The organism is Streptomyces sp. NPDC021080 (assembly GCF_044333225.1).
In the GTDB taxonomy this organism is placed as follows: domain Bacteria; phylum Actinomycetota; class Actinomycetes; order Streptomycetales; family Streptomycetaceae; genus Streptomyces.
Window position 1 is genome coordinate 39,713 of sequence record NZ_JBIRQM010000022.1, and the last position, 23,300, is coordinate 63,012.

A 23,300-nucleotide genomic window follows, 5' to 3' on the forward strand; every position below is an offset into this window, starting at 1 on the left:
GCCGCCGGCGGTCCCTCGCCGGCCGCCTCCTCGTGTCCGGCTACTCGGACTTGATCGCCGTCAGCATGTTCATACGGGCCGCCCGGCGGGCTGGCCAGAGCGCCGCCAGGATGCCGACCGTCGCCGCGAGCAGCAGGAAGAGCGCCATCCGGCCCCAGGGCAGCACCAGTTCGTACGTCGACATCCTGCTGCCCAGCAGTTCGCCGGCCGCCCAGCCGAAGAACACGCCGAGACCGATGCCGAGGACGCCGCCGAAGAGCGAGATCACCAGGGACTCCAGGCGGACCATCCGCTTGATGCCCTTGCGGTCCAGGCCGATCGCGCGGAGCATCCCGATCTCCTGCGAGCGCTCGAAGACCGACATCGCCAGGGTGTTGACGACCCCGAGGACGGCGACGATCACCGCCATCCCGAGCAGGCCGTAGAGCATGTTCAGCATCAGCGTGAACATCTGCGCGATGCTGTCGGAGAAGTCCTGCTTGTCCTGGACCTTGACGGCCGGATTGTCGCCGAGGGCCTTCTCCAGCCGGTCCTTGGTCGCGTCCGAGGCGCCGCCCGCCGTCTTCACCATGACCTGCATGTCGGAGGCGTCCCGCTGGTGCGGGGCGAGGGTGGCGTCGTCGAGCATGATGCCCCGCATCACCTCGTTGGCCTCGTACACCCCGGCGACGGTCAGGTTCTCCTTCGCGCCGTCCTCGTAGGAGACCCGGAAGTCCGAACCGGCCTTCCAGCCATGGGACTTCGCCGTGTCCGAGTCGACCACGACCCTCTTGCCGCCGACCGTGAAGGAGCCGTCGGTGACGGAGAGGTCGGTGAGCTTGCCGATGGCCGCGCCGTTGACGCCGGTCAGGAACTCCGTCTGCTTGTCGATGCGGGAGGGGGCGTTGCGCAGCGGGCTGGTGTCGGTGACCCCGTCGACGGCGGCGAGCTTCTTCTCGACGTCCGGGGAGAGGGAGTTGCCGTTCGCCATCGACACGACGTAGTCCGCCCTGATCGCCGAGGTGGCCATCTTGTCGATCGACTTCTGCAGGCTCCCCGCCATCACCGTCATGCCGGTGATCAGCGTGAGACCGATCATCAGAGCCGAGGCGGTGGCGGCGGTGCGGCGCGGATTGCGCACCGAGTTCTGCCGGGCGAGCTTGCCGGAGATCCCGAAGACCCGCAGGACGGGGGCCGCCGCGGCGATCAGCGGGCGGGACAGCAGCGGGGTGAGGACGAAGACGCCGAGGATGAGCAGCACCGCGCCCAGTCCCATCGGGGCCTGGCCGTCCGAGCCGTCCATCGTCGTGGCGTAGAGGACCACGGCGACACCCGCGGCCGCGAACACGGCGCCGATCGTGTTCCGCAGGACCAGGGACTTCGTCGTCGCCTTCGCGTGGACGCTGCTCATCGCGGCGACCGGCGGGATCTTCGCGGCCCGGCGGCCCGGCAGCCACGCGGCCAGCATCGTGACGAGGACGCCGACGAGCAGCGCCGTGGCGACGGTGCCGGGCGAGACGACCAGCGGGCCGTCCGGCACCGTGGCGCCGAGCGTGCCCATCAGGGAGCGCATCGCGGCGCCGATGCCGACGCCCGCGGCGAGCCCGCCGACGGCCGCGACCGCGCCGACCACGAACGCCTCGATCAGCACCGACCGGGTGACCTGGCGGCGGGAGGCGCCGACGGCGCGCAGCAGGGCGAGTTCCTTGGTGCGCTGGGCGACCAGCATGGTGAAGGTGTTGGCGATGATGAACGTGCCGACGAACAGCGCGATCCCGGCGAAGACCAGCAGGCCCGTCTTCATCCCGCTCATCGCCGCGGAGATCTGCTCGGCCTGGTCGTCGGCGAGCTTTTGGCCGGTGGTGGTGGAGGCGGTGTCCTTCGGCACGACGGCGTCGATCGCAGCGCGCAGCGCGCTCTGGCTGGTCCCCGGCGCTGCCTTCACGTCGATCTCGTCGTAGGAGCCGGCCGAGTGGAACAGCCGCTGCGCGGTCGCCGTGTCGAACAGGGCGAGGCTGCCGCCCGCGGCCACGTTGCCGTCGTCGGTGCGGAAGATGCCGGCGACGACCGGCTTCAGGACGGGGCCGTCGACCGACAGGCGGACGGTGTCGCCGACCTCGTAGCCGGCCCGCCTCGCGGTCTCGGTGTCGATCGCGATCTCACCGGCGCCGTGCGGCGCGTGCCCGGCCGTCAGGGGATAGCGGGGGTCCTTGTCGCCCCAGTAGTTGCCGCCCTGCGACTGGAAGCCGCCGCCGATGAGCTTGCCGTGCTTGTCGGCGATGGCGGTGAAGCCGTTCACGACACCGATCGCGGAGGCGGCCCCGGGCACACCGGCCGCCTTGTCGAGCAGGGGCCGGGTCAGCTTGTGCCTCTTGCCGACGGTGTCGCCCGTGTCCGCCGTGCTCTCGGGGCGGATGGCGACGTCGACCTGGTCGAAGCCCTTGGCGGAGCTCTTCTGGTAGGCGTCCGAGATGGTGTTGGTGAAGACCAGGGTCCCCGAGACGAACGCGACGCCGAGCAGGACGGCGAGCACGGTCATCAGGAGCCTGGCCTTGTGCGCGAAGACGTTGCGCAAGGCGGTACGGAACATGGGTCTTCTCAGTCCAGGAGTTCGCGGGAGGGCGTGGGAGGGCGCGGGGTTCGCGGGAGGGCCGAAGGAAGGCCGGGGGAGGCGCGGGCGGCCGGGGCCTCGGACGCGGCGGCCGTGCACGGTGGTTCGGGAGGCCGTGCGCGAAGGTGCGGGAGGGGCCGGTGGCGAAGCGGGCCGGGCGGGCGCGCCGGGGCGCGGTGGAAGGGAGCCGGAGAGGGCGGCCGGAGCGCCGGGCCGGTCGGTGCGGCGCTGTGGCGTCGCAGCGCTGTGGCGGTCCGGCGGGGTGTCAGCTGGTGCGGCCCTTGCCGTCGAACTGCTTCATGAGGTCCAGGACGGAGTCGGCGGTCGGCTCGTGCACCTCGTCGACGATCCGTCCGTCGGCGAGGAAGACGACCCGGTCCGCGTAGGCGGCGGCCACCGGGTCGTGCGTCACCATCACCACGGTCTGGCCCAGCTCCCGCACGGAGTTGCGCAGGAACCCGAGGACCTCCGCGCCCGAGCGTGAGTCGAGGTTTCCGGTGGGCTCGTCGCCGAAGACGATGTCGGGGCGCGAGGCGAGGGCGCGGGCGACGGCGACGCGCTGCTGCTGACCGCCGGAGAGCTGGGAGGGGCGGTGGCTCAGCCGGTCCGCGAGACCGATCATCTTGATGACACGGTCCAGCCACTCCTTGTCGGGCTTGCGGCCCGCGATGTCCATCGGGAGGGTGATGTTCTCCAGGGCGTTGAGCGTCGGCAGCAGGTTGAACGCCTGGAAGATGAAACCGATCTTGTCCCGGCGCAGCTTGGTGAGCTGCTTGTCCTTCAGGGAGCCCAGTTCCGTGTCGCCGATGCGCACCGAGCCGGAGGAGAAGGTGTCCAGTCCCGCCACGCAGTGCATCAGCGTGGACTTGCCCGACCCCGAGGGGCCCATGATCGCGGTGAACTCGGCCTGCCGGAAGTCGACGGTGACCCGGTCGAGCGCGACCACCTGGGTCTCGCCCTGCCCGTAGACCTTCGACAGTTCCGTGGCGCGGGCTGCGACCGCGGTGCTTGTGCCGGCGAGGTGAGTGGTGGTCACGGGAGGGTGCTCCTGTCGGGACGACGACGGTGATGGGGACGTGTTCCATCGTCCGTGCCGGTCGGCGGCATGTCGTCACCCGCTGTTCCGGTTCCGGGGGCAGCCTCGGGTCGGACGGGGAGCGGCCGTGTCATACCTGGGGATGACGGAACTCCCTGAGAGCCGTCCGGGTCGGGTGCCGCGAACGAGCGCCCGAGGACCCGCCGACGGACCCTCCGTGAGCGTCCCGGGGGAGCGCGCCGCGCGGCCGCGCTCCCGGAAGTGCGTCCGGCACCGGTGCGAGGCTCGCCGTGATCGCGTTCGGACGGTGAAATTCCGTCAATCCGCGTACATGGGCCCAGCGCGTCCGAGAGGCTGTTGGCGCAAGTGCTGACGGCCTGTGCGGCGTGCTGATGCATCCTCAGACGTCAATAAAATAAGACAACATCGGTCCGCACGCCCGCTGTTCGGGGGACGCGCCCCGATAGGCTCGGAACCTCGATGCGGAGCCCATGGTCTGCCCGGATGGTGGAATGCAGACACGGCGAGCTTAAACCTCGCTGCCCCTCGCGGGCGTACCGGTTCAAGTCCGGTTCCGGGCACTTCCCGCCCCTGCGGCGCAGGGTGCGGGCCACAGCCGGAACACTCCCGGTGTGGCCCGCCGGCCGCATCCCCGGTCGTCACCACCCCCTTCATGCCCCCGTGCCCCTTTCGCGGCCTCCCGTCGGCGTCGGCCTGGTGAAGGAAAATTCACGGAGCGAACGGGCCGGGCGGGGGCCGACGGGTAGCGCCGTGGGGATCGCGGGGGCCGGACCCACCGGGTTGCCGCCGGCCCGGCTGCCGCACCGCGCCGGGATCGAGTTCGCGGTCCGGTCGGGAACAGCCGGGGATCGAGGGGGGCTTGAGGGGGCGTGCGGGTGTGGTGACGTCGATTTCCCGCGCGCCGGTGTCACGGCTTAGTACCAGTGCGGGCGTGGCCGGAGACACACGCGTACGGTGGCACAACAAGGGAAAGATCCTCCTCAAGCACTAGGGTCATTCCTTTGCCTACCTATTACTCTTGAGCCCAAGGCCGCGCGAGGTGGCCATGGAGGAGTGAAATGAGGAGCAGTAACCCGGTCTTCTCGCGACGGGGGTTCAGCCGCGACAACGGCTACGCGGGCTTCAACGCGGCGCCGCAGGCCGGGGGACCCGCTGTCGGCACGCAGGGGAACCCGTACGCACAGCAGGGCGGCAACCCCTACGCGCAGAACCCGTACGCGCAGCAGGGCCTTCAGCACGGCGCTCCGCCGCAGGCCCCGGTCACCACCGGCCGTATGACGATGGACGACGTCGTCGTGCGCTCGGCCATGACGCTCGGCACCGTCGTCGTGGGCGCCGTCCTGGCCTGGACGCTGCTGCCGGTCTCCAGCACGAGCTACAACCTGGCCATCGGCTCCGGGCTGATCGCCATGGTGCTCGCGCTCGTGCAGTCCTTCAAGCGCACCGCCACGCCCGCGCTGATCATCGCGTACGCCGCCTTCGAGGGCATCTTCCTCGGCGTCATCAGCGAGATGTACAACGCGGTGTGGCACGGCGCGCCCTTCCAGGCCGTGCTCGGCACGATGGCGGTCGCCGGTGCCACCCTGCTCGTCTACAAGGCGGGCTGGATCCGGGTGACCGCGCGGTACGCGCGCATCGGCATCACCATCGCCATCGCCTTCGTCGCCGTCATGGCGGTGAACCTGCTGCTGGTGGTCTTCGGTGTCGCCCCGGACGGCGGACTGCGCAGCAGCGGCCCGCTCGGCGCGATCGTCGGCATCCTGGCGATCCTGATCGGCGCGTTCTTCCTGACCCTCGACTTCAAGCAGATCGAGGACGGCATCACCTACGGTGCGCCCAAGGAAGAGGCCTGGCTGGCCGCGTTCGGCCTGACCATGACCCTTGTGTGGATCTACGTCGAGATGCTGCGGCTGGTCGCCATCTTCAGCGGCAGGGACTAGTCGGCGCCGGCGGCCGCACGGGCCGCCGGGTGAGCTGAAAGAAGGGCCCGCGAACCACCAGTTCGCGGGCCCTTCGTCATGGGGTGCCGGTCGGCACGTGCGTGTCGTCGGGTACCTGTCGTCGGACACCTGTCGTCTCGGTGGTGCGCGCTCACAGCAGTTTGCGCGCGGCCCTCCTCAGGTCGTACTCGTGAATGATCGCTTTGGCGTGTCCGTACGCGAGGTCGTGTTCGGAGCGGAGCCAGCTGACCTTCTCCTCGAAGCGGAAGAGGGCAGGTCCTTCGTCGACGGTGCGAAGCCAGTCGGAGATCTCACGACCGGTGCAGCGGGGGATGCGGGCGAGCAGGTTGCGATGGGTCTCCTCGGAGAAGACTTGGGACATCGGCGCCTCCGAACGCAAAGGGGATGTAAGCCGGTCCTTCACGCCACCGTGCCTGAGGGTTGGGTTGTTGGCAACAGTCCCGCCGCTGCGCGTAGTCTCGCGGCGTGCTGGATACGACGCCGTTGACCCGAGCCGTGGACCACTTCGCCGACCGGTTGCGGGCCGCCCCGCAGAGCCGTCTGCAACGCAGCGCCGCGGCCGAGGCACTGGGGCTGGCCAGGGAGTTCGCGCTGCGCGCCCAGCGGGTCGAGGACCCGTCGGGCGAGCCCCGGGAGATGCCCGACGCCGGGATGTTCGCCGCCGCCGACCAAATCACGGTCGCCGCGCACGACTTGGCCCTCGTACTGAAGAACGAGGAGGAACTGGCCGAAGCAGTCACCCTCGTGGCCGAGGCACAGAAACGCGCCGGGGTCTGACCCTCTCGGTCGACTCCGGCGCGCGGGGTGTCGTCGCCCCTGGGGGGCGGACGCTACAAGGACGCTATGACGCGGTCCGCCAGGATGTAGATGCTCTCCTCGCCGAAGGCGAAGGTCAGCGCGTACGCGCCCGAGACGCCGGAGCCGCCGAGCAGGACCGGGGTCTCACCCGCCGTCAGGGCGGCGGCGAGCCGCTGCGCGGTCTCGCGGTGGCCGGGGGTCATGCACAGCGTCGTGCCGTCGGCGAAGACATAGACGTCGAGGGTGCCGAGCGGGCCGGGGCGCACGTCCGTCAGTTCCGTGCCGGACTCGGCGAGCTCCTCCAGGCGGGCCACCGTGCGTTCGTGGTCGTTCACCACGGGTGACTGGACGGGGACGAAGTCCGGGTGCGAGGGATGACGGCGGCGGGCCGCGGCGAGTTCGGGGGAATCACCGGCGGTACCGGTCTGGAGGAACTCCTCCAGGTCGGTGTTGGTCTCGGCCACCGGCTCCAGGTGGTCCAGGCCCACGAAGTCGGAGTGGCGCGGCAGGAACAGCTCGCTGTCCGGCAGTCCGAGCAGCGAGGGCGCGTCGGAGGCGTCACGGGCCTCCTGGGCGGCCCAGAAGGCCCGCGCCTCGGCGAGCTCCCGCTCCCGCTCCTCGGCCAGCGCCTCGGCCACGGCCGTGCGTATCTCGTCCGCGTCGGCGGATCCGCGCGCCGCGGGCACGAGAGCCCGCGCCGTACTGGCACGGCTCGCGACGAGTTCGCTGTGCAGGGCTGCGACCTGCCGGCGCACCCCCCGCAGGGTGTGCAGAACGGCGACGCCCACGGCCGCGCTTGCGGCGGTGGTGAGCAGCAGAGCAATCGGCATGGCGCTCACTGACGTACTCCCGGTTCAAAGTCGGCCCCCGACTTCCTACATCAGCTTGAAGGGCGAACCATCAAACTGTCAGTGCGTAACGTCACGAACAGGACAGGACTTTGTGCCCCAGGTTTAGTCGTGCACGCATCTGACCTGCGGAAATACCCATCCGAGGGGACATAGGTCACATCTTGGAAGGGATTGGATCACAAATCGGCCCAGAGGCCCGGTGGTTCCGGGCTTCTGGGCCGATTCGTTCACGCTGGGTTCAAAACCCGTCACGGGAACGGGTATGCGTGCTCAGCTGAGGCGCTCGATGACCATCGCCATGCCCTGGCCGCCGCCGACGCACATGGTCTCCAGGCCGAACTGCTTGTCGTGGAACTGGAGGCTGTTGATGAGCGTGCCGGTGATGCGGGCGCCGGTCATGCCGAAGGGGTGGCCGATGGCGATGGCGCCGCCGTTCACGTTCAGCTTGTCCAGCGGGATGTTCAGGTCGCGGGCGCTCGGGATCACCTGGGCGGCGAAGGCCTCGTTGATCTCGAACAGGTCGATGTCGTCGACGGTGAGGCCGGCGCGGCTGAGCGCCTGCTTGCTGGCCTCCACCGGGCCGAGGCCCATGATCTCCGGGGAGAGGCCGGTGACGCCGGTCGAGACGATGCGGGCGAGCGGGGTCAGACCGAGCTCGCGGGCCTTCGTGTCGGACATGATCACGAGGGCCGCGGCGCCGTCGTTGAGCGGGCAGCAGTTGCCCGCGGTGACCAGGCCGTCGGGGCGGAAGACCGGCTTGAGGCCCTGGACGGCCTCCAGCGTCACGCCCGCGCGCGGGCCGTCGTCCTTGCTGACGACCGTTCCGTCCGGGGTCGTGATCGGGGTGATCTCGCGCTCCCAGAAGCCGTTCTTGATGGCTTCCTCGGCGAGGTTCTGCGAGCGGACGCCGAACTCGTCCATGTCCTGGCGGGTGACGCCCTTGAGGCGGGCCAGGTTCTCGGCGGTCTGGCCCATCCCGATGTACGCGTCCGGGATCCGGTCGTCCTCGCGCGGGTCGTGCCAGGTCGAACCCTCCGACTGCGCGACCTCGACCGTACGGGCCTCGGCGTCGGCGAAGAGGGGGTTGTGGGTGTCCGGCATCCCGTCGGAGGTGCCCTTGACGGACCGCGACACCATCTCGACGCCCGCCGAGATGAAGACGTCGCCCTCGCCGGCCTTGATGGCGTGCAGGGCCATGCGGGAGGTCTGGAGCGAGGAGGAACAGTAACGGGTGATGGTGCAGCCCGGGAGGTGGTCCATGCCCATCTGCACGGCCACGATGCGGCCGAGATTGTGGCCCTGCTCGCCGCCGGGGAGGCCGCAGCCGAGCATCAGGTCGTCGATGAGCTTCGGGTCCAGCTCGGGGACCTTGGCGAGGGCGGCCTGGATGATCGTGGCGGTCAGGTCGTCGGGGCGCACGTCCTTCAGAGAGCCCTTGAAGGCGCGGCCGATCGGGGAGCGGGCGGCTGAGACGATCACGGCTTCGGGCATCACGGCTCCATTGGCGTACGGGAAGTGTGCGGGGCTGCTTGGGAAGTTACCCGTACGTACCGTCGAGGTCACCGGTGCGGGGGTGTGACACCGGCCGCACTTTTCTAAGCGCTTGCTTTTTTCGGGCGGGGGCGCCTTTTGGGGGTGTTTTCCCCCGCCGGGGCTGTCCGGAACCCTCTGTCGGGCCACCCCCCACGGGGCTCCGCCCCGGACCCCGCTCCTCAAACGCCGGAGGGGCTGAATTTTCCCGGGGCCTGCCTGATTCCGCCGGGTCGGGTGAGGAACCCAGGGGCGCGGGGAACTGCGCGACCGGCCCCTGCGGAGCCGCGGCCGGGTACGGGCCTGCCCGGACCGGGGCTGGCCGGACCGGGGCTGGCCGCTCGGCGCCGGGTCGGGGTGATGGGGTCAGGGGCGCGGGGAACTGCGCGGCCGGCCCCCGCGGGCCCGCGGGCGGGGACGGGCCTGGGCCCCCAGAGGTCCCCTGGTGACCCCGGAGGAGTCAGTTCGAGGGGGTCGGAGCCGGGTCCGTCGCCGGGAGGCGTTGGCGGCGGCGGCGCTTCAGCAGGGCCCACGGCCCGCGCGGTCCGGTCGGCATCGCGGCCGTGACCTCCGTACCCGGCTCGGACGCCGCCTCCGCCGCCGCACGCGCGACCGGCAGGAACCCCTCGTGACGCGAGACGTCCGGACGCTCCTCGTCGGCCGGCCACAGACCGAGCGCCGCGCAGACCGTGGGAAGGATCGCCATGGCCGCGGTGGCGTACCCCTCGGCCGAGGGGTGGTAGTGGTCCGGCCCGAACAGCTCACGGGGATTCGCGGCGAACTCCGGACCCAGCAGGTCGCCCAGCGACACCGTGCGGCCGCCCTGCTCGACCGTCCCGATCGTCTGGGCGGCGGCCAGCTGGCGGGACGCGCGCCGCGCCAGCCAGCGCAGCGGCTGCTGGACCTGCTCGACGGTGCCCAGGTCGGGACAGGTGCCGACGACCACCTCCGCACCGGCCGTGCGCAGCCTGCGTACCGCCGCGGACAGATGGCGCACGGAGCGGGTGGGCGGCATCCGGTGCGTCACGTCGTTCGCCCCGATCATGATCACGCAGACGTCGGGGAGTCGGGAGGTGTCGGTGAGGGCGAGCGCGACCTGGCGGTCCAGGTCGTCCGACTGGGCGCCGGGCAGCGCCACATTGCACAGCTCCACCGGCCGCTCGGCCACCGCCGCCAGCCCGGAGGACAGCAGCGCCCCCGGAGTCTGGCGGGCCCTGCGCACGCCCTGGCCGGCGGCCGTCGAGTCGCCGAGCATCGTCAGCCGCAGCGGGGGTTCGCCGTCGGGGGCGCCGGTGTAGTCGTACCCGTAGAGACCGTCGGCGCGCGGGGCGTAGGGAGCGTGTCCGTTGCCCACATGCCGCTTCGCCAGCTGAACCTCGGCCAGCACCAGACCGACGGCCGCCGCCCCCACCAGACCGACGCCGCCCCCGCCGTACGCCGCACCCGCGGCGATCCGCCGGGCCACCCTCGCCCTCGACATGCTCGACATCCGTCGCCGCCACCTCCTGTAGCCGTACAACCACTGCTTGCCCCGAAGAGCGGGTGGGCCAATCTCAACCGCGGGTGAACGGCTGCTCAGGGCCGTAGGCTGGCGAGACCATTCCTGTTGAAAACGCAGCTCCGGAGACAACGGTGCAATTCCACGACTCGATGATCAGTCTCGTCGGCAACACCCCGCTGGTGAGACTCAACAGCGTGACCGCGGGCATCCAGGCGACCGTCCTCGCGAAGGTCGAGTACTTCAACCCCGGCGGATCCGTGAAGGACCGCATCGCCCTGCGCATGATCGAGGCCGCGGAGGAGAGCGGCGCGCTCAAGCCCGGCGGCACGATCGTCGAGCCGACGAGCGGCAACACCGGCGTGGGCCTCGCCATCGTGGCGCAGCAGAAGGGGTACAAGTGCATCTTCGTGTGCCCCGACAAGGTCTCCACCGACAAGATCAACGTGATGCGCGCGTACGGGGCCGACGTCGTGGTCTGCCCCACCGCGGTCGACCCGGAGCACCCGGACTCGTACTACAACGTCTCCGACCGGCTGGTGCGGGAGACCCCGGGTGCCTGGAAGCCCGACCAGTACTCCAACCCGAACAACCCCCTCTCGCACTATCACTCCACCGGCCCCGAGCTGTGGGAGCAGACCGAGGGGAAGATCACGCACTTCGTCGCGGGCGTGGGCACCGGCGGCACGATCTCCGGCACCGGCCGGTACCTGAAGGACGCCAGCGACGGCAAGGTGCAGGTCGTGGGCGCCGACCCCGAGGGCTCCGTGTACTCCGGCGGCTCCGGCCGGCCCTACCTCGTCGAGGGCGTCGGTGAGGACTTCTGGCCGACCGCCTACGACCGTACGGTCGCCGACGAGATCGTCGCGGTGTCCGACAAGGACTCCTTCCAGATGACGCGCCGGCTGGCCAAGGAGGAGGGGCTGCTCGTCGGCGGCTCCTGCGGCATGGCCGTCGTGGCCGCGCTGCGGGTCGCCGAGCGCCTCGGCCCCGACGACGTCGTGGTCGTGCTGCTCCCCGACAGCGGGCGCGGCTACCTCAGCAAGATCTTCAACGACGAGTGGATGGCCGACTACGGCTTCCTGGAGGACACCGGCCCGAGCGCCCGTGTCGCCGACGTGCTGAACGACAAGGCGGGCGCCTCGATCCCCTCGCTCGTCCACATGCACCCGGAGGAGACCGTCGGCGAGGCCATCGAGGTGCTGCGCGAGTACGGCGTCTCGCAGATGCCGATCGTCAAGCCGGGCGCCGGTCACCCGGACGTGATGGCCGCCGAGGTCATCGGGTCGGTCGTGGAGCGCGAGCTCCTGGACGCGCTGTTCACCAAGCGGGCCTCCCTGGAGGACCCGCTGGAGAAGCACATGTCCTCTCCGCTGCCGCAGGTCGGCTCCGGCGAGCCGGTCGGCGACCTGATGGCCGTGCTCGGCGGCGCCGACGCGGCGATCGTCCTCGTCGAGGGCAAGCCCACCGGGGTCGTCAGCCGGCAGGACCTGCTGTCCTTCCTGGCCAAGGGCGGCGCCAAGGCCTGACCGCCCGGGCCCCCGGGAGATCACCGGGGGCCATGGGCACCGGTCGGGCCCGGTCGCAGGCCGGCGGGCGGGGGTCGGTGGTCCGGCCCGGTCGCCGGGCGGATGACCAGGGCGTACGGGTGGCGCTCCGGGTGGCATCGGGCGCACATCGTGCGGTCGTCCGGGGCCGGCGCGGGATTTTCTGGCCGAAGTGCCGGATCCGTGTGGATCTTCCGGCTCCGGCCGGGGCGAACTTCGCGGAAGTGGTACGAGCGCGTCACGTCCGCGCAGCACCCGCTTAACACGGGTCCGGCACATTAGTGGGTGTCGGCAGGGCGGGAGCGGCTCCCCGCCCAGGCCGGCGTCATACGGCGCCAAGGACCTCCGGAGCGGCTCCCGGACCTCCATGGACGCCTAGGACGCGCCAGCCCGGTCCTGACCCGGCCCGCGTCCCCCGCGGGGACCGCCGTCGTCCCGCCCCCCTTCACCGGGGGTGCGGCGGTCCCCGCGCAATACGCCGAAGGGCCCGGCACTCGTCACGAGTGCCGGGCCCTTTCGTATGCGGTACGGGCCCCCGCGCGGCCCGTTTCCCGTCCGGCGACGTCCGCTTCCCGGCATGCCTTCCCGCTCTCCCCGCTCACCGGCGTCCCCCTCCGGCGCCTACTCCTCCCAGTCCGACTCCGGCCGGGACCTGCGGCGGCCGAAGAAACCGGGGGACAGGCGCGCCGCCTGGACCACGTTCACCCCGACGATGCCGCCCCAGGCGACCAGCAGTCCGGGCAGGTCCGCGTTCGCCACGCCGATCGCGGACAGCGGGATCGCGAGGACGAGCGAGACGATCCCGAAACCGAAGCGTTCACCCCAGGAGTCGGCCGACTGGGGCGAACGCGCGTCGCGCGCCACCACCATCTGCTGCTCGGCGAGCCGGCGACGCACCCGACGGTCGACGGCACTGTCGAGGCGCTGTTCGACCTTCTCCAGGAAGGAGTCGACCAGCGCGGACTCGTACTCTTCGCCGAGTTCCCTGCGCGCGTGCAGGGTGGCGTCGAGTTCCTTCTTCAGCTCCGCGTCGTCATGGCGGGCGTTCATACCGGTCATGTTCATCACGTTAGGCAGCCGAGGCGCGCGTGGCACTGGGGACAGCCCCCCTGTTGCGGCTGGGCCGAGCCCCCGGAAGGCGCCCCTTGCCCGGTCTGCATATCGTCATGCAGAGTTGGCGATACCTGAATAGCAGGAGGTGCGTCCGATGTCCCGGTCGTCGACGCACCCGGCCCGTCCGGCCACGCTGTACTCTCCCGGGGCGTCGGGGAACAGGCGGCCTTCGCCTCGCTCGCCGCGCGGGGCAGCGACAGGTCCGAGGACGGCGGCGAGGGCGGCGCCGACGAGGGCGGGGTCGGCAAGGTGACGGGGGTCGGCAGGGCGATGGGGGTCCGCAACGTGATGGGTGACAGCGGCGTGGAGAGCGACACGAGTGTGAGCGACAGCCCCGCCGGACGGCTCCAGACCCTCTTCGAGGGACGCCGGCTCACCCCGACCCAGCGGCGCATCGCGCACAGCATGGTGCGCAGCGCCACCGACGTGCCGTTCCTGTCCAGCGTCGAACTCGCCGAACTCGCCGGAGTCAGCCAGCCCTCCGTCACCCGCTTCGCGGTCGCGCTCGGCTTCGACGGCTATCCCGCGCTGCGCAAGCACCTGCGCGAGGTCACGCCCGCCGAACCCGCCGCCGACACCGCCTCGTACAACGAGTACCAGCAGGCCGTCGAGGCCGAGATCGAGAACCTGCGCCACCTCGCCGCCGTGCTCGCCGATCCGCGTCCGGTCGCGCGGGCGGGACGCCTGCTGGCCGCGTCCCGCCCGCTGCCCGTCCTCGGGCTGCGCGCCGCCGCCTCCCAGGCCTACGGCTTCGCCTACTTCGCCGCCAAGGTGCACCCCGACGTCCGGCTGCTGCACGAGGGCGGCACGATGCTCCAGGACCGCATCGACGCGGCCGTCCGCGCCGGGGCCACGGCCCTGCTGTGCTTCGCGCTGCCCCGGCACCCGCGCGAGGTCGTCGACGCCCTCGGCTACGCGAAGGAGGCCGGGCTGACGGTCGTCACGGTCGCCGACTCGGCGTTCGCGCCCGTGGCGAAGGTGTCCGACCTGCTGCTCCCCGCCGCCGTCGGCACCGGCCTCGCGTTCGACACGGCGTGCGCGCCGATGCTGCTCGGCCGCGTTCTGCTGGAGGCCATGTGCGACGACCTGCCGGACGCCCAGGCGCGCCTGGAGCAGTTCGACGCGCGGGCTGCCTCACGCGGGCTGTTCGTGGAGTAGAGCGGCCCGTTCGCGAAGGAGAGCGGGTTGTTCGTGAAGTCGAGGCGTTCTCCCGGGCGCCCGGCGGCGATCCGGACGTTTCTCAGACGCGTCTCACCTTCCGTGGCTAGCCTGCCCGCCGAGGGCATACGGGCGTGACGGCCGTCGTCGGCGCGCCTGTGGACGTGCAGGCGCATGGACGGGAGGCGGATCGTGGTGCGCGGAGGACAGGGGCTGGCCCGGGTGGCCGTCGTGGTGCGGGCGGGAGCCGCACCGCTGTGGTGGTGCGGAGTGATGGCCGCCGGGATCGGAGCGCTGCTCCCCGGACTGACCGGGCGCAGGATCGGCCTCATGGCGGGGGCCGCGCTGTTCCTCGTCACGGCGCCCGTGGTGGCGTACTGGCGCAAGGGCCGGTACGGCTCCCTGGTGCGCGCCGCCGCCCGTGCCGGCAAGCACGATGTGCTCCAGGACCGTGCCGTGACCCTGCGCAACTGGCGCCGGGGACACCGCTGGTGGCTGCTGCTCGCTTTCGCCGCGGCGCTGGGCAGCTCGTTCGCCGTGCCCGCCGCGGGCGGCATGCTGCTCGCCGGCGCGGGCGTCGGACTGTGGTGGAAGGCCGCCGGGCTCGGGCGTCTGGAGCGTGCCGAGCAGGCGCTGATCTGGGTGCGCGTCGACTGGCTGGGCCCGCGCGCCGGTGCCCCCGTGGGCAAGCCGGTCCGGGCCGTCCGGGCCACCGGAGTGGCGGCGGGTGACGCCGCGCCCGGTGGGGCACGGCGTCACTGACCGGAACGGAACCGGACCCGGTGGCTGGAACTAGATCTCCAGATCGGCTTCGATCCTCTTCAACTGGTGCCGGGCCATCGCCAGGTTGGCGCGCTTCTGGTCGAGCACCAGGTACAGGAAGAGGCCGTTTCCGCCCCGGCCCTTCATCAGCCGGATCAGGTGGTACTGGTCGGAGAGGGTGATCAGGATGTCCTCGATGTCACCCTTCAGCCCCAGGTGTTCCATGGTGCGGAGTTTGGCGCGGACGACGTCGGTGTTGCCGGCCGCCGCGACCGTGAGGTCGAAGCTCTTGCTGCCACCGATCGTGCCCAGTGCCATTCCGCTGGTGTAGTCGACGAGGGCCGCTCCGGTCGCGCCCTCGATGGACGCCAGTGCCTCTTTGAGCGCGGTCTCGGTGTTCGTCATGATGGGGTGCTCCTTCAACTCTCTGATGTTCTCGGGTGGTTGGTGGCAGGAGTGGATGTGGACCGCGGGGTTGTGCCGCGGGGGGTGCGCGTGCGCAGCGGGGTCTTGGCGGAAGGCTTGGCGGAGGGCTTGGCCGGTTCGGCGGCCGGTTCGCCGCGAGCCGTGGCGGCGTCGACGAGTTCACCGATGCGGGTGCCGGAGCGCCGCCCCTCCAGGTGCAACCGGCCGACGTTGACCCGGTCCTGGGCGAGCAGCGTCAGCACGGCGGAGTTGCCCGCCGCGTACGTCGCGACATAGCCGTGCACGCCGCGCACCAGCAGCTCGCGCAGGTCGCCGTGGCCGGTGGACTCGGTCATGCGTATGGCGACCCCCAGGGCGGCCGCGGTGAGCGCGGCCAGGCCGTCCGGCTCCACGCCGGGTGTGTCGTGGGCGAGGACGAGACCGTCGGCGCTGGCCGCGAGGGCTCCGGTCAGCTGGGGCACCCGGGCCCGGAGCCGATGGAGTTCGTCCAGGACTTCGGCCTCCGCCGCCATCAGCAGTCTCCTCTCGGCACGCTGTCGTAGCGCGCGGATCACAAGGCCTCCCGCGGGGTTGGGACTCACAAGGCCTCCAGCGCGTCTCTGAGCCGTCGCAGCAACGCGACGTCGGGATCGGCGGAGGTCTGTGTGAGCACGCTGGGCGGGGGGAGCGGCTGCGGTACGGGCGCTGCCGTCACGAGTCCGGCGGCGGCGAGCCGACGCAGGTCGACGAGCGTGTGGAAGGCGGGCCGCCCCAGCGCGAGGGACACGTCCGCCGCCGTGCGGACGCCGTCCACCCGGCCGAGGACGGCTTCCTGGCGCAGCGGCACCGTCGGCCCCGCGGCGAGGGGGGCGCGCCGCAGCGGCGCGGTGTCGGTCGCCGGGTCGGGCCAGATCCGGTGCAGGAGTTCACGCCGGCGCACCGTCTCGCGCTCCACCGCGGCGACCGGGACGGGGCGCAGCGGGCCGAACCAGTGCGCGGCGCCGTACCGGAAGCGGCTCGGGGTGCTGCTCGGCCCGAGGACGAAGTAGGCGGCGTCGTACAGGGAGCCGAGGTGGCACAGCTCCAGCGCGCCCTCCGCGATCCGCCCGCTGTCGATCAGGAACCGGCCGACCCGGCGGCGCGCGCCTGCGGTGGCGACGGCCTCCCGCCACACCTCGGGCGCCAGCACCCCGGGGACGGAGAACAGGACGTCGAGCCCGGGTGTGGCCGGGCTCTCGGCGTGGACCACCTCGCCGTCGGCGAGATAGAGGGTGCCGCGCTCGCGGATGAGGACGCCGGTGGCCCGCTCGTCGGCGAGCCGGCTGAGCATCGGCGAGACGCCGCCGGCGGCGCCCGGTGCCGTGTCCCGTATCGGGAGCCGGGGCGGGGGAGGTGTCCTGACGGTCGTCATACGAGCACCAGCCGTCCGGCCATCTCGCCCAGCCGGATGCGGGCCAGGGCGAGATTGCCGTCCGAGCGGGCCAGCCACAGGTGCAGGAACACGCTGCTGTCGAAGGCGGTCCGGACGAACCGCAGGACGTGGTAACTGTCGCGGTTGCTGATGATCAGGTCTTCGATCGGGGTCTCCTGGTCGGACCACTCGGACCAGTCGGAGCCGCCCTTGGGGGCGAACGATCGGTTCTCCGCGGCGAGCCGGGCCAGCTCGGCGGCCTCCGCCGCGGTCGTCTCGTGGTCGTCGCCCGGAGCGTCGCCGACCGTGCCCAGGGCCAGGCCGCTGGTCCAGTCGACCACCGAGGCGCCCCGGGCCCCGGGCAGTGTCATGGCCTCCAGCAGGCACTCGTCGATACCGGGCACCGTGTCTCCCTCCCGCCAAAGGGTTCGGCCGAGTGACGAAGAAGTTACGCACTGTGTGCACGGGAAGGGAGTGATCCGGCATTTTCCTGTGGAAAATGCCCGCGGTGACTAAGGTGGGTCAGCTGACCACATTCTCAGGCGGTCCCAAACCTCGTGGGGTCGATTTGTGCTGCCCTGAAGCGGTGCGACGGGGGCGCACATGGGTGCGAGTGGGTGCGCGCGGTTCGCGTGCGCCCTGGGGGTACCGGTCGGCCGCAGGGGCTGAACCTCGCTCACAGCGTGGTGAGTGCCCCGGTGTGGGGACCGCCCGACTCGGCGACGATCTCGGCCAGGGTCTGCGGCTCCCGTACGACCGCGAAACGCGGGCCGGCCGTGTTCGCGCCGGCCGGCGCGAAGCCGTAGACGCCGGGGCGGGCCAGGGAGTTGTAGGCGTAGTGGTGGGCGAAGCAGTACGCGCCGGTGTCCAGCGCGGCCACGTGGTCGCCCTGTTCGAGCAGCGGCAGCGGGCGGCCCTCGGCGAGCAGGTCGCCCGCGAAGCAGGCCGGGCCCGCGACGTCCTGGACGACGTCCGGCCCCGTCTTCGGCCGGCCCTGCGCGTCGTACGCGGCGATCCGCAGCGGCCACGCCCCCGGCACGTACACCGTGCGGGTCGCCACCTGCACCCCGGCGTGGGTGACCGCGACCGCCCGGCCCCCGGCGGACTTCGTGTACTCGACCCGGGTCAGTACCGTCCCGTGCTTGGCCAGCAGTGACCGCCCGAACTCGGTGACCAGTCCGTACCGCCCGTCGAACAGTCCCGGTGCCGCCTCCGCGAGCAGCCGCGCGTACTGCGCGTACGTCGGTGCCGTGGCGTCGGAGCCGAAGTCGACCGGCAGTCCGCCGCCGATGTCGACCGTGTCGACCTGGTGTCGCCCCACGTGCCGGTTGATCTCCTCCGCCAGCGCGTACGTCTCCGCCACGCCCCGCGCCATCAGTGCCAGCGGCATGCCCTGCGAGCCCGAGTGCGCGTGCAGCCGGGTCAGCCAGGGGCGGTCGGCGTACGCCCGTACGATCCAGTCGCGCGCCCCCTCGTCCCGCAGCGCGACCCCGAACTTGGAGGTCGCCGTAGCCGTGGACAGCGCCTCGATCGAACCCTCGCCGACCTGCGGGTTCACCCGGATTCCGACAGGGGAGGCGATGGGGGAGCCGGGGGCCGCCGAGCGGACGAGGGCGTCGATGCGGTCCAGCTCCTGCCGGCTGTCCGCGTTGACCGCGATGCCCAGCGCCAGCGCCCGGCGCAGTTCGGCGGGTGTCTTGGCCGGCGAGTCGAGCACGGTCCGCCCGGGCGGGATCCTGGCCGCCGTGGCGAGCGCGAGCTCTCCGGGACTCGCCACCTCCGCGCCGATGCCCTCCTCGCGCAGCAGCCTCAGGACGGGTACGAGGGGGGTCGCCTTCACCGCGAAGGCGTGCAGGACCGGGGTGCCGGGGGCGGTCACCGCGTCGAAGGCGGCGTGCAGCGCGGCGGCCGAGGCCCGTATGCCGGTCACGTCGAGGAGCGCGACGACGGGACGGTCCGGGGCGAGGATCCCCTGTTCCACGGCGGCCCGCACGGCATCGTCCCGCCGCGCCGCCCGTGTCACGTCCGCGTCCTCCACCGAAGACATCGCAGCCCCGTCCGCCCCGTGGTCGCCCGTCCGGTCCCCTGCCCTGTCCATGTCTGCGCCCATGCGTCCCAGCCAAACATCCGGCGGGAGCGCGCGCCGCGCCGCGCGCCTATTGACTAGTCTTATTCAAGAAGTCAGGATGTGAATATCTACAGAAACAGTCCGCTAGGAGGCAGACCATGTCAGGACCCCGCCCCGTCCGAGCGCCGCGCGGTACGGAACTGAGCGCCCTGGGATGGCAGCAGGAAGCCGCCCTGCGGATGCTGCAGAACAACCTCGACCCCGAGGTCGCCGAGCACCCCGACAAGCTCGTCGTCTACGGCGGCACCGGCAAGGCCGCCCGTGACTGGCGCTCCTTCGACGCCATGGTCCGCACGCTGCGGACCCTCAAGCAGGACGAGACGATGCTCGTCCAGTCCGGCCGCCCCGTCGGCGTCATGCAGACCCACGAGTGGGCCCCGCGCGTCCTCATCGCCAACTCCAACCTGGTCGGCGACTGGGCGAACTGGGAGGAGTTCCGGCGCCTGGAGCAGCTGGGCCTGACCATGTACGGCCAGATGACCGCCGGTTCCTGGATCTACATCGGCACCCAGGGCATCCTCCAGGGCACCTACGAGACCTTCGCCGCCGTCGCCGCGAAGAAGTTCAACGGCACCCTCGCGGGGACGATCACCCTCACCGCCGGCCTCGGCGGCATGGGCGGCGCCCAGCCCCTGGCCGTGACGATGAACGACGGCGTCGCGATCTGCATCGACGTCGACCCGCGCGCCATCGAGCGCCGTATCGAGCACCGCTACCTGGACGTGCGGGCCGACTCCCTGGAGCACGCCCTCCAGCTCGCCGTCGAAGCCCGTGACCAGCGCAAGCCGCTCTCCATCGGCCTGCTCGGCAACGCGGCGGAGCTGCTGCCCCGCATGCTCGCCGAGGGCGCGCCCATCGACATCGTGACCGACCAGACCTCGGCCCACGACCCGCTCGCCTACCTCCCCGTCGGCGTCGACTTCGACGACATGGCCGACGCGGCCGCCAAGGACCCGGCCGGCTTCACCACCCGCGCCCGCGAGTCCATGGCCCGGCACGTCGAGGCCATGGTCGGCTTCATGGATGCCGGAGCCGAGGTCTTCGACTACGGCAACTCCATCCGCGGCGAGGCCCAGCTGGCCGGGTACGACCGCGCCTTCGCCTTCCCCGGCTTCGTCCCCGCCTACATCCGCCCGCTCTTCTCCGAGGGCAAGGGCCCCTTCCGCTGGGCGGCCCTGTCCGGCGAGGCCTCCGACATCCACAAGACGGACAAGGCGATCCTCGACCTCTTCCCCGAGAACGAGTCGCTGCACCGCTGGATCAAGCTGGCCGGCGAGCGCGTCCACTTCCAGGGCCTGCCCGCCCGTATCTGCTGGCTCGGCTACGGCGAGCGCGACAAGGCCGGCGAGCGCTTCAACGACATGGTGGCCTCCGGTGAGCTGGCGGCCCCCCTGGCCATCGGCCGCGACCACCTCGACTGCGGCTCCGTCGCCTCCCCGTACCGCGAGACCGAGGCCATGCTCGACGGCTCCGACGCCATCGCCGACTGGCCGCTGCTCAACGCCATGGTGAACGTCGCCTCCGGCGCCTCCTGGGTCTCCATCCACCACGGCGGAGGCGTCGGCATGGGCCGCTCCATCCACGCCGGGCAGGTCTCCGTCGCCGACGGCACCAAGCTCGCCGGCGAGAAGATCCGCCGCGTCCTGACGAACGACCCCGGCATGGGCGTCATCCGCCACGTCGACGCCGGCTACGACATCGCCGAGTCCGTCGCGGACGAGCGCGGCGTGCGCATCCCGATGCGCGAAGGTCACGAGGGCGGCGACGCGTGACGTTCCACAGCATGTGGGCGGAGCTGCTGCCGATCGGCCGCAGCTCCGCCTCCGGCGGCTACCGCCGGTTCGCCTGGACCGGGGCCGACACCGACTGCCGCGCCTGGTTCCGGCAGCAGGCCGAGTCCCGCGGGCTCACCTGCGAGCTCGACCGCAACGGCAACCAGTGGGCCTGGCTCGGCGACCCCGCCGAAGGGGACGCCGTCGTCACCGGCTCGCACCTGGACTCCGTGCCCGACGGCGGCGCCTTCGACGGCCCCCTCGGTATCGTCTCCTCCTTCGCCGCACTCGACGAACTCCGCGCCCGGGGCGTCCGGTTCACCAAGCCCCTCGCCATCGTCAACTTCGGCGACGAGGAGGGCGCCCGGTTCGGCCTCGCCTGCGTCGGCTCCCGGCTCGCCGCCGGACAGCTCACCGTCGAACAGGCGCACCGGCTCACCGACGCCGACGGCATCACCCTGCCGCAGGCCATGGAGCGCGCCGGATACGACCCCACCGCCATCGGCCCCGATCCCGAACGGCTCGGCCGGATCGGCGCGTTCGTCGAACTCCACGTCGAGCAGGGCCGCGCCCTCGACCTCAGCGGTGACCAGGTCGGCATCGCCAGCGCCATCTGGCCGCACGGCCGCTGGCGCTTCGACTTCCGCGGCGAGGCCAACCACGCCGGCACCACCCGGCTCGTGGACCGCCACGACCCGATGCTGCCGTACGCCGAGACCGTCCTCGCCGCCCGCCGCGAAGCCCGGCTCGCGGGCGCCGTCGCCACCTTCGGCAAGATCGCCGTCGAGCCGAACGGCGTCAACGCCATCCCCTCCCTCGTGCGCGGCTGGCTCGACTCCCGCGCCGCCGACCAGGCGACCCTCGACACGGTCGTGGGCGGCGTCGAGAAGGCGGCCCGCGAGTACGCCGAGGCGCAGGGCGTCGAACTCGACGTGATCCGCGAGTCGTTCACCCCCGTCGTCGAGTTCGAGCACGCGCTGCGCGACGAACTCGCCCGCATCCTGGGCAAGGAACGCGACGCCGCCCTGAACGTCCCCGTGCTCGGGACCGGGGCCGGACACGACGCCGGAATCCTCTCCGGCACCGTCCCGACCGCCATGCTGTTCGTACGCAACCCCACGGGCGTCTCGCACTCCCCGGCCGAGTACGCCGCCGAGGACGACTGCGTGGCCGGGGTGACCGCACTCGCCGACGTACTCGAAGGGCTGGCCTGCAGGTGACACAGACGTACTGGCTGGAACACGCCTGGCTCGGCACCCACGTCGAGCCGGGCGTCACCGTGACCGTGTCGGCCGACGGCTCCGGCTCCGGGACGGACGGCCGGATCACCGACGTTCGCACCGGCGTCGCCACCCCGCCGCCGGGCGCCGAGATCCTGCGCGGACTCACCCTCCCCGGTCTCGCCAACGCCCACTCCCACGCCTTCCACCGCGCCCTGCGCGGCACCGTCCAGGTCGGCTCCGGCACCTTCTGGACCTGGCGCGAGATCATGTACTCCTTCGCGGACCGGCTGACCCCGGAGACCTACCACGCGCTGGCCCGCGCGGTGTACGCGGAGATGGCGCTCGCCGGAGTCACCGCCGTGGGCGAGTTCCACTACGTGCACCACGCCCACGACGGCACCCCCTACGCCGACCCCAACGCCATGGGCGAGGCCCTCATCGCCGCCGCGGCCGACGCGGGCATCCGCATCACCCTGCTCGATGCGGCCTACCTCTCCTCCGGCTTCGGGCAGCCGCCCAACCCGCACCAGCGGCGCTTCTCCGACGGCACCGCGGAGGCCTGGGCGGAACGCTCTTCACTTCTCAAGGACCGGGATCACGCACGGATCGGCGCGGCGATCCACTCCGTACGGGCCGTGCCCGCCGGACAGCTCGCCACCGTGGCACGCTGGGCCGAGGAGCGGCGCGCCCCGCTCCATGTCCACCTGTCCGAGCAGACGGCCGAGAACGAGGCCTGCCTCGCCGCCCACGGCCGCACCCCCACCCGGCTGCTCGCCGACCACGGCGTCCTCGGACCGCGCACCACCGGCGTCCACAACACGCACCTCACCGACGAGGACATCGCCCTGCTCGGCGGCTCCGGCACCGGCACCTGCATGTGCCCGACCACCGAACGCGACCTCGCCGACGGCATCGGCCCCGCCGTCGCCCTCCAGGCCGCGGGCTCACCCCTCTCCCTCGGCTCCGACAGCCACGCCGTCATCGACCTCCTCGAAGAGGCCCGCGCGATGGAGCTGAACGAACGGCTGCGCACCCGCACCCGCGGCCACTGGACGGCCGCCGCCCTGCTGCGCGCCGCCTCCGCCGACGGCCACGCGGCCCTCGGCTGGGACGACGCGGGCAGCATCGAGACGGGCGCGCTCGCCGACTTCACGACGATCGCCCTCGACTCGGTCAGGACAGCGGGACCGGTGCCACGCCTCGGCGCGGAGACAGCCGTATTCGCGGCCACGGCCGCCGACGTCCGGCACACGGTCGTGGCGGGCCGGCACGTCGTACGCGACGGCGCGCACACGCTCGTCCCCGATGTGCCGACAGCGCTCGCGGACGCCGTCCAGGCGCTGCGCTCCTGACTCCCGGGCGGGCGGGGGACCCCCCCCCCCCCCCCCCCCCCCCCCCCCCCCCCCCCCCCCCCCCCCCCCCCCCCCCCCCCCCCCCCGGGCCCCCCCGGGCCCCCCCCCCCCCCCCCCCCCAAAACCCCCCAGGGCGCCACACAA

The 23,300-nt window shown here is 72.1% G+C and carries 20 protein-coding genes and 1 tRNA gene; 9 read left to right on the forward strand and 12 right to left on the reverse strand.

Going from position 1 to position 23,300, the window contains the following annotated elements:
- Window positions 1-40 precede the first annotated feature (40 nt).
- Both ACH4S8_RS38830 and ACH4S8_RS38835 read right to left on the reverse strand, forming a co-directional pair.
- Window positions 41-2,569 carry an ABC transporter permease gene (locus tag ACH4S8_RS38830; protein WP_398402890.1) on the reverse strand — a complete coding sequence of 843 codons (2,529 nt, stop codon included), beginning with the start codon at window positions 2,567-2,569 and terminating at the stop codon, window positions 41-43.
- 286 nt (window positions 2,570-2,855) lie between these two features.
- A complete protein-coding gene (locus tag ACH4S8_RS38835; RefSeq protein WP_398402892.1) occupies window positions 2,856-3,626 on the reverse strand; it encodes an ABC transporter ATP-binding protein in 771 nt (256 codons plus the stop codon).
- 498 nt (window positions 3,627-4,124) lie between these two features.
- Between ACH4S8_RS38835 and ACH4S8_RS38840 the strand changes: the two genes are divergently transcribed.
- Both ACH4S8_RS38840 and ACH4S8_RS38845 read left to right on the forward strand, forming a co-directional pair.
- A tRNA-Leu gene (locus ACH4S8_RS38840) sits at window positions 4,125-4,207 on the forward strand.
- 498 nt (window positions 4,208-4,705) lie between these two features.
- Window positions 4,706-5,587, forward strand: coding sequence for a Bax inhibitor-1/YccA family protein (locus ACH4S8_RS38845; RefSeq protein ID WP_398402894.1), 882 nt, complete (start codon window positions 4,706-4,708; stop codon window positions 5,585-5,587).
- A 151-nt stretch (window positions 5,588-5,738) separates the two neighbouring features.
- Here ACH4S8_RS38845 and ACH4S8_RS38850 read toward each other — a convergent pair whose 3' ends face one another.
- Entirely contained in the window at window positions 5,739-5,969 is a 231-nt protein-coding gene (locus ACH4S8_RS38850; RefSeq protein WP_398402896.1) for a DUF4287 domain-containing protein, read from the reverse strand.
- Between the two features lie 104 nt (window positions 5,970-6,073).
- On the opposite strand from ACH4S8_RS38850, the gene ACH4S8_RS38855 reads away from it, so the two are divergent.
- Window positions 6,074-6,385: a hypothetical protein gene (locus ACH4S8_RS38855; RefSeq protein WP_326787337.1), complete on the forward strand. Its 312-nt coding sequence runs from the start codon at window positions 6,074-6,076 to the stop codon at window positions 6,383-6,385.
- A gap of 53 nt (window positions 6,386-6,438) precedes the next feature.
- On the opposite strand, the gene ACH4S8_RS38860 is transcribed toward ACH4S8_RS38855, so the two are convergent.
- The 3 genes from ACH4S8_RS38860 to ACH4S8_RS38870 form a co-directional block, all read right to left on the reverse strand.
- Window positions 6,439-7,245, reverse strand: a complete 807-nt coding sequence (locus ACH4S8_RS38860) for a hypothetical protein (RefSeq protein WP_398402899.1) — start codon at window positions 7,243-7,245, stop codon at window positions 6,439-6,441.
- Between the two features lie 282 nt (window positions 7,246-7,527).
- Window positions 7,528-8,748 (reverse strand): acetyl-CoA C-acetyltransferase, encoded by a 1,221-nt coding sequence (locus tag ACH4S8_RS38865; RefSeq protein WP_398402901.1) that lies wholly within the window; start codon window positions 8,746-8,748, stop codon window positions 7,528-7,530.
- A 499-nt stretch (window positions 8,749-9,247) separates the two neighbouring features.
- A complete protein-coding gene (locus ACH4S8_RS38870; protein WP_398402903.1) occupies window positions 9,248-10,276 on the reverse strand; it encodes an SGNH/GDSL hydrolase family protein in 1,029 nt (342 codons plus the stop codon).
- 143 nt (window positions 10,277-10,419) lie between these two features.
- Between ACH4S8_RS38870 and ACH4S8_RS38875 the strand changes: the two genes are divergently transcribed.
- A complete protein-coding gene (locus tag ACH4S8_RS38875; RefSeq protein ID WP_398402905.1) occupies window positions 10,420-11,814 on the forward strand; it encodes a cystathionine beta-synthase in 1,395 nt (464 codons plus the stop codon).
- A gap of 639 nt (window positions 11,815-12,453) precedes the next feature.
- Here ACH4S8_RS38875 and ACH4S8_RS38880 read toward each other — a convergent pair.
- Window positions 12,454-12,891 carry a hypothetical protein gene (locus ACH4S8_RS38880; protein ID WP_398402907.1) on the reverse strand — a complete coding sequence of 146 codons (438 nt, stop codon included), beginning with the start codon at window positions 12,889-12,891 and terminating at the stop codon, window positions 12,454-12,456.
- A gap of 342 nt (window positions 12,892-13,233) precedes the next feature.
- Between ACH4S8_RS38880 and ACH4S8_RS38885 the strand changes: the two genes are divergently transcribed.
- Both ACH4S8_RS38885 and ACH4S8_RS38890 read left to right on the forward strand, forming a co-directional pair.
- Window positions 13,234-14,103, forward strand: coding sequence for a MurR/RpiR family transcriptional regulator (locus ACH4S8_RS38885; protein ID WP_398403019.1), 870 nt, complete (start codon window positions 13,234-13,236; stop codon window positions 14,101-14,103).
- A 174-nt stretch (window positions 14,104-14,277) separates the two neighbouring features.
- Window positions 14,278-14,865, forward strand: a complete 588-nt coding sequence (locus tag ACH4S8_RS38890) for a hypothetical protein (protein WP_398402912.1) — start codon at window positions 14,278-14,280, stop codon at window positions 14,863-14,865.
- Window positions 14,866-14,895: 30 nt separating this feature from the next.
- Here the strand turns inward: ACH4S8_RS38890 and ACH4S8_RS38895 are convergent, their stop codons facing one another.
- The 5 genes from ACH4S8_RS38895 to ACH4S8_RS38915 form a co-directional block, all read right to left on the reverse strand.
- Window positions 14,896-15,270, reverse strand: coding sequence for a hypothetical protein (locus tag ACH4S8_RS38895; RefSeq protein WP_355763800.1), 375 nt, complete (start codon window positions 15,268-15,270; stop codon window positions 14,896-14,898).
- A 14-nt stretch (window positions 15,271-15,284) separates the two neighbouring features.
- Window positions 15,285-15,803 carry a roadblock/LC7 domain-containing protein gene (locus ACH4S8_RS38900; protein ID WP_398402915.1) on the reverse strand — a complete coding sequence of 173 codons (519 nt, stop codon included), beginning with the start codon at window positions 15,801-15,803 and terminating at the stop codon, window positions 15,285-15,287.
- A gap of 65 nt (window positions 15,804-15,868) precedes the next feature.
- A complete protein-coding gene (locus tag ACH4S8_RS38905) occupies window positions 15,869-16,681 on the reverse strand; it encodes a transcriptional regulator (RefSeq protein WP_398402917.1) in 813 nt (270 codons plus the stop codon).
- Window positions 16,678-17,085, reverse strand: coding sequence for a hypothetical protein (locus tag ACH4S8_RS38910; RefSeq protein ID WP_037628227.1), 408 nt, complete (start codon window positions 17,083-17,085; stop codon window positions 16,678-16,680). Before ACH4S8_RS38910 ends, ACH4S8_RS38905 begins: the two co-directional genes overlap by 4 nt.
- 272 nt (window positions 17,086-17,357) lie before the next feature.
- On the reverse strand, window positions 17,358-18,728 hold the full coding sequence (locus ACH4S8_RS38915; protein ID WP_398402919.1) for a diaminopimelate decarboxylase: 1,371 nt from the start codon (window positions 18,726-18,728) through the stop codon (window positions 17,358-17,360).
- 179 nt (window positions 18,729-18,907) lie between these two features.
- On the opposite strand from ACH4S8_RS38915, the gene hutU reads away from it, so the two are divergent.
- From hutU to ACH4S8_RS38930, 3 genes are read left to right on the forward strand one after another with little or no spacing between them, the layout of a single operon-like run.
- Window positions 18,908-20,581, forward strand: a complete 1,674-nt coding sequence (gene hutU / locus ACH4S8_RS38920; protein ID WP_339129758.1) for a urocanate hydratase — start codon at window positions 18,908-18,910, stop codon at window positions 20,579-20,581.
- Entirely contained in the window at window positions 20,578-21,801 is a 1,224-nt protein-coding gene (locus ACH4S8_RS38925) for an allantoate amidohydrolase (protein ID WP_398402922.1), read from the forward strand. Before hutU ends, ACH4S8_RS38925 begins: the two co-directional genes overlap by 4 nt.
- Window positions 21,798-23,156 carry a formimidoylglutamate deiminase gene (locus ACH4S8_RS38930; protein ID WP_398402924.1) on the forward strand — a complete coding sequence of 453 codons (1,359 nt, stop codon included), beginning with the start codon at window positions 21,798-21,800 and terminating at the stop codon, window positions 23,154-23,156. The genes ACH4S8_RS38925 and ACH4S8_RS38930 overlap by 4 nt, the downstream gene beginning before the upstream one ends.
- The last annotated feature ends 144 nt before the right edge of the window (window positions 23,157-23,300 follow it).

Excerpts from the sequence above, each read along its gene's own strand:
- ACH4S8_RS38865 (WP_398402901.1), bottom strand. The coding sequence starts at position 8,748 with ATGCCCGAAGCCGTGATCGTCTCAGCCGCCCGCTCCCCGATCGGCCGC.
- ACH4S8_RS38880 (WP_398402907.1), bottom strand. The coding sequence starts at position 12,891 with ATGACCGGTATGAACGCCCGCCATGACGACGCGGAGCTGAAGAAGGAA.
- ACH4S8_RS38870 (WP_398402903.1), bottom strand. The coding sequence starts at position 10,276 with ATGTCGAGCATGTCGAGGGCGAGGGTGGCCCGGCGGATCGCCGCGGGT.
- ACH4S8_RS38895 (WP_355763800.1), bottom strand. The coding sequence starts at position 15,270 with ATGACGAACACCGAGACCGCGCTCAAAGAGGCACTGGCGTCCATCGAG.
- ACH4S8_RS38845 (WP_398402894.1), top strand. The coding sequence starts at position 4,706 with ATGAGGAGCAGTAACCCGGTCTTCTCGCGACGGGGGTTCAGCCGCGAC.
- ACH4S8_RS38890 (WP_398402912.1), top strand. The coding sequence starts at position 14,278 with ATGGACGGGAGGCGGATCGTGGTGCGCGGAGGACAGGGGCTGGCCCGG.
- hutU (WP_339129758.1), top strand. The coding sequence starts at position 18,908 with ATGTCAGGACCCCGCCCCGTCCGAGCGCCGCGCGGTACGGAACTGAGC.
- ACH4S8_RS38885 (WP_398403019.1), top strand. The coding sequence starts at position 13,234 with ATGGGTGACAGCGGCGTGGAGAGCGACACGAGTGTGAGCGACAGCCCC.
- ACH4S8_RS38900 (WP_398402915.1), bottom strand. The coding sequence starts at position 15,803 with ATGGCGGCGGAGGCCGAAGTCCTGGACGAACTCCATCGGCTCCGGGCC.
- ACH4S8_RS38850 (WP_398402896.1), bottom strand. The coding sequence starts at position 5,969 with ATGTCCCAAGTCTTCTCCGAGGAGACCCATCGCAACCTGCTCGCCCGC.
- ACH4S8_RS38830 (WP_398402890.1), bottom strand. The coding sequence starts at position 2,569 with ATGTTCCGTACCGCCTTGCGCAACGTCTTCGCGCACAAGGCCAGGCTC.
- ACH4S8_RS38915 (WP_398402919.1), bottom strand. The coding sequence starts at position 18,728 with ATGTCTTCGGTGGAGGACGCGGACGTGACACGGGCGGCGCGGCGGGAC.
- ACH4S8_RS38905 (WP_398402917.1), bottom strand. The coding sequence starts at position 16,681 with ATGACGACCGTCAGGACACCTCCCCCGCCCCGGCTCCCGATACGGGAC.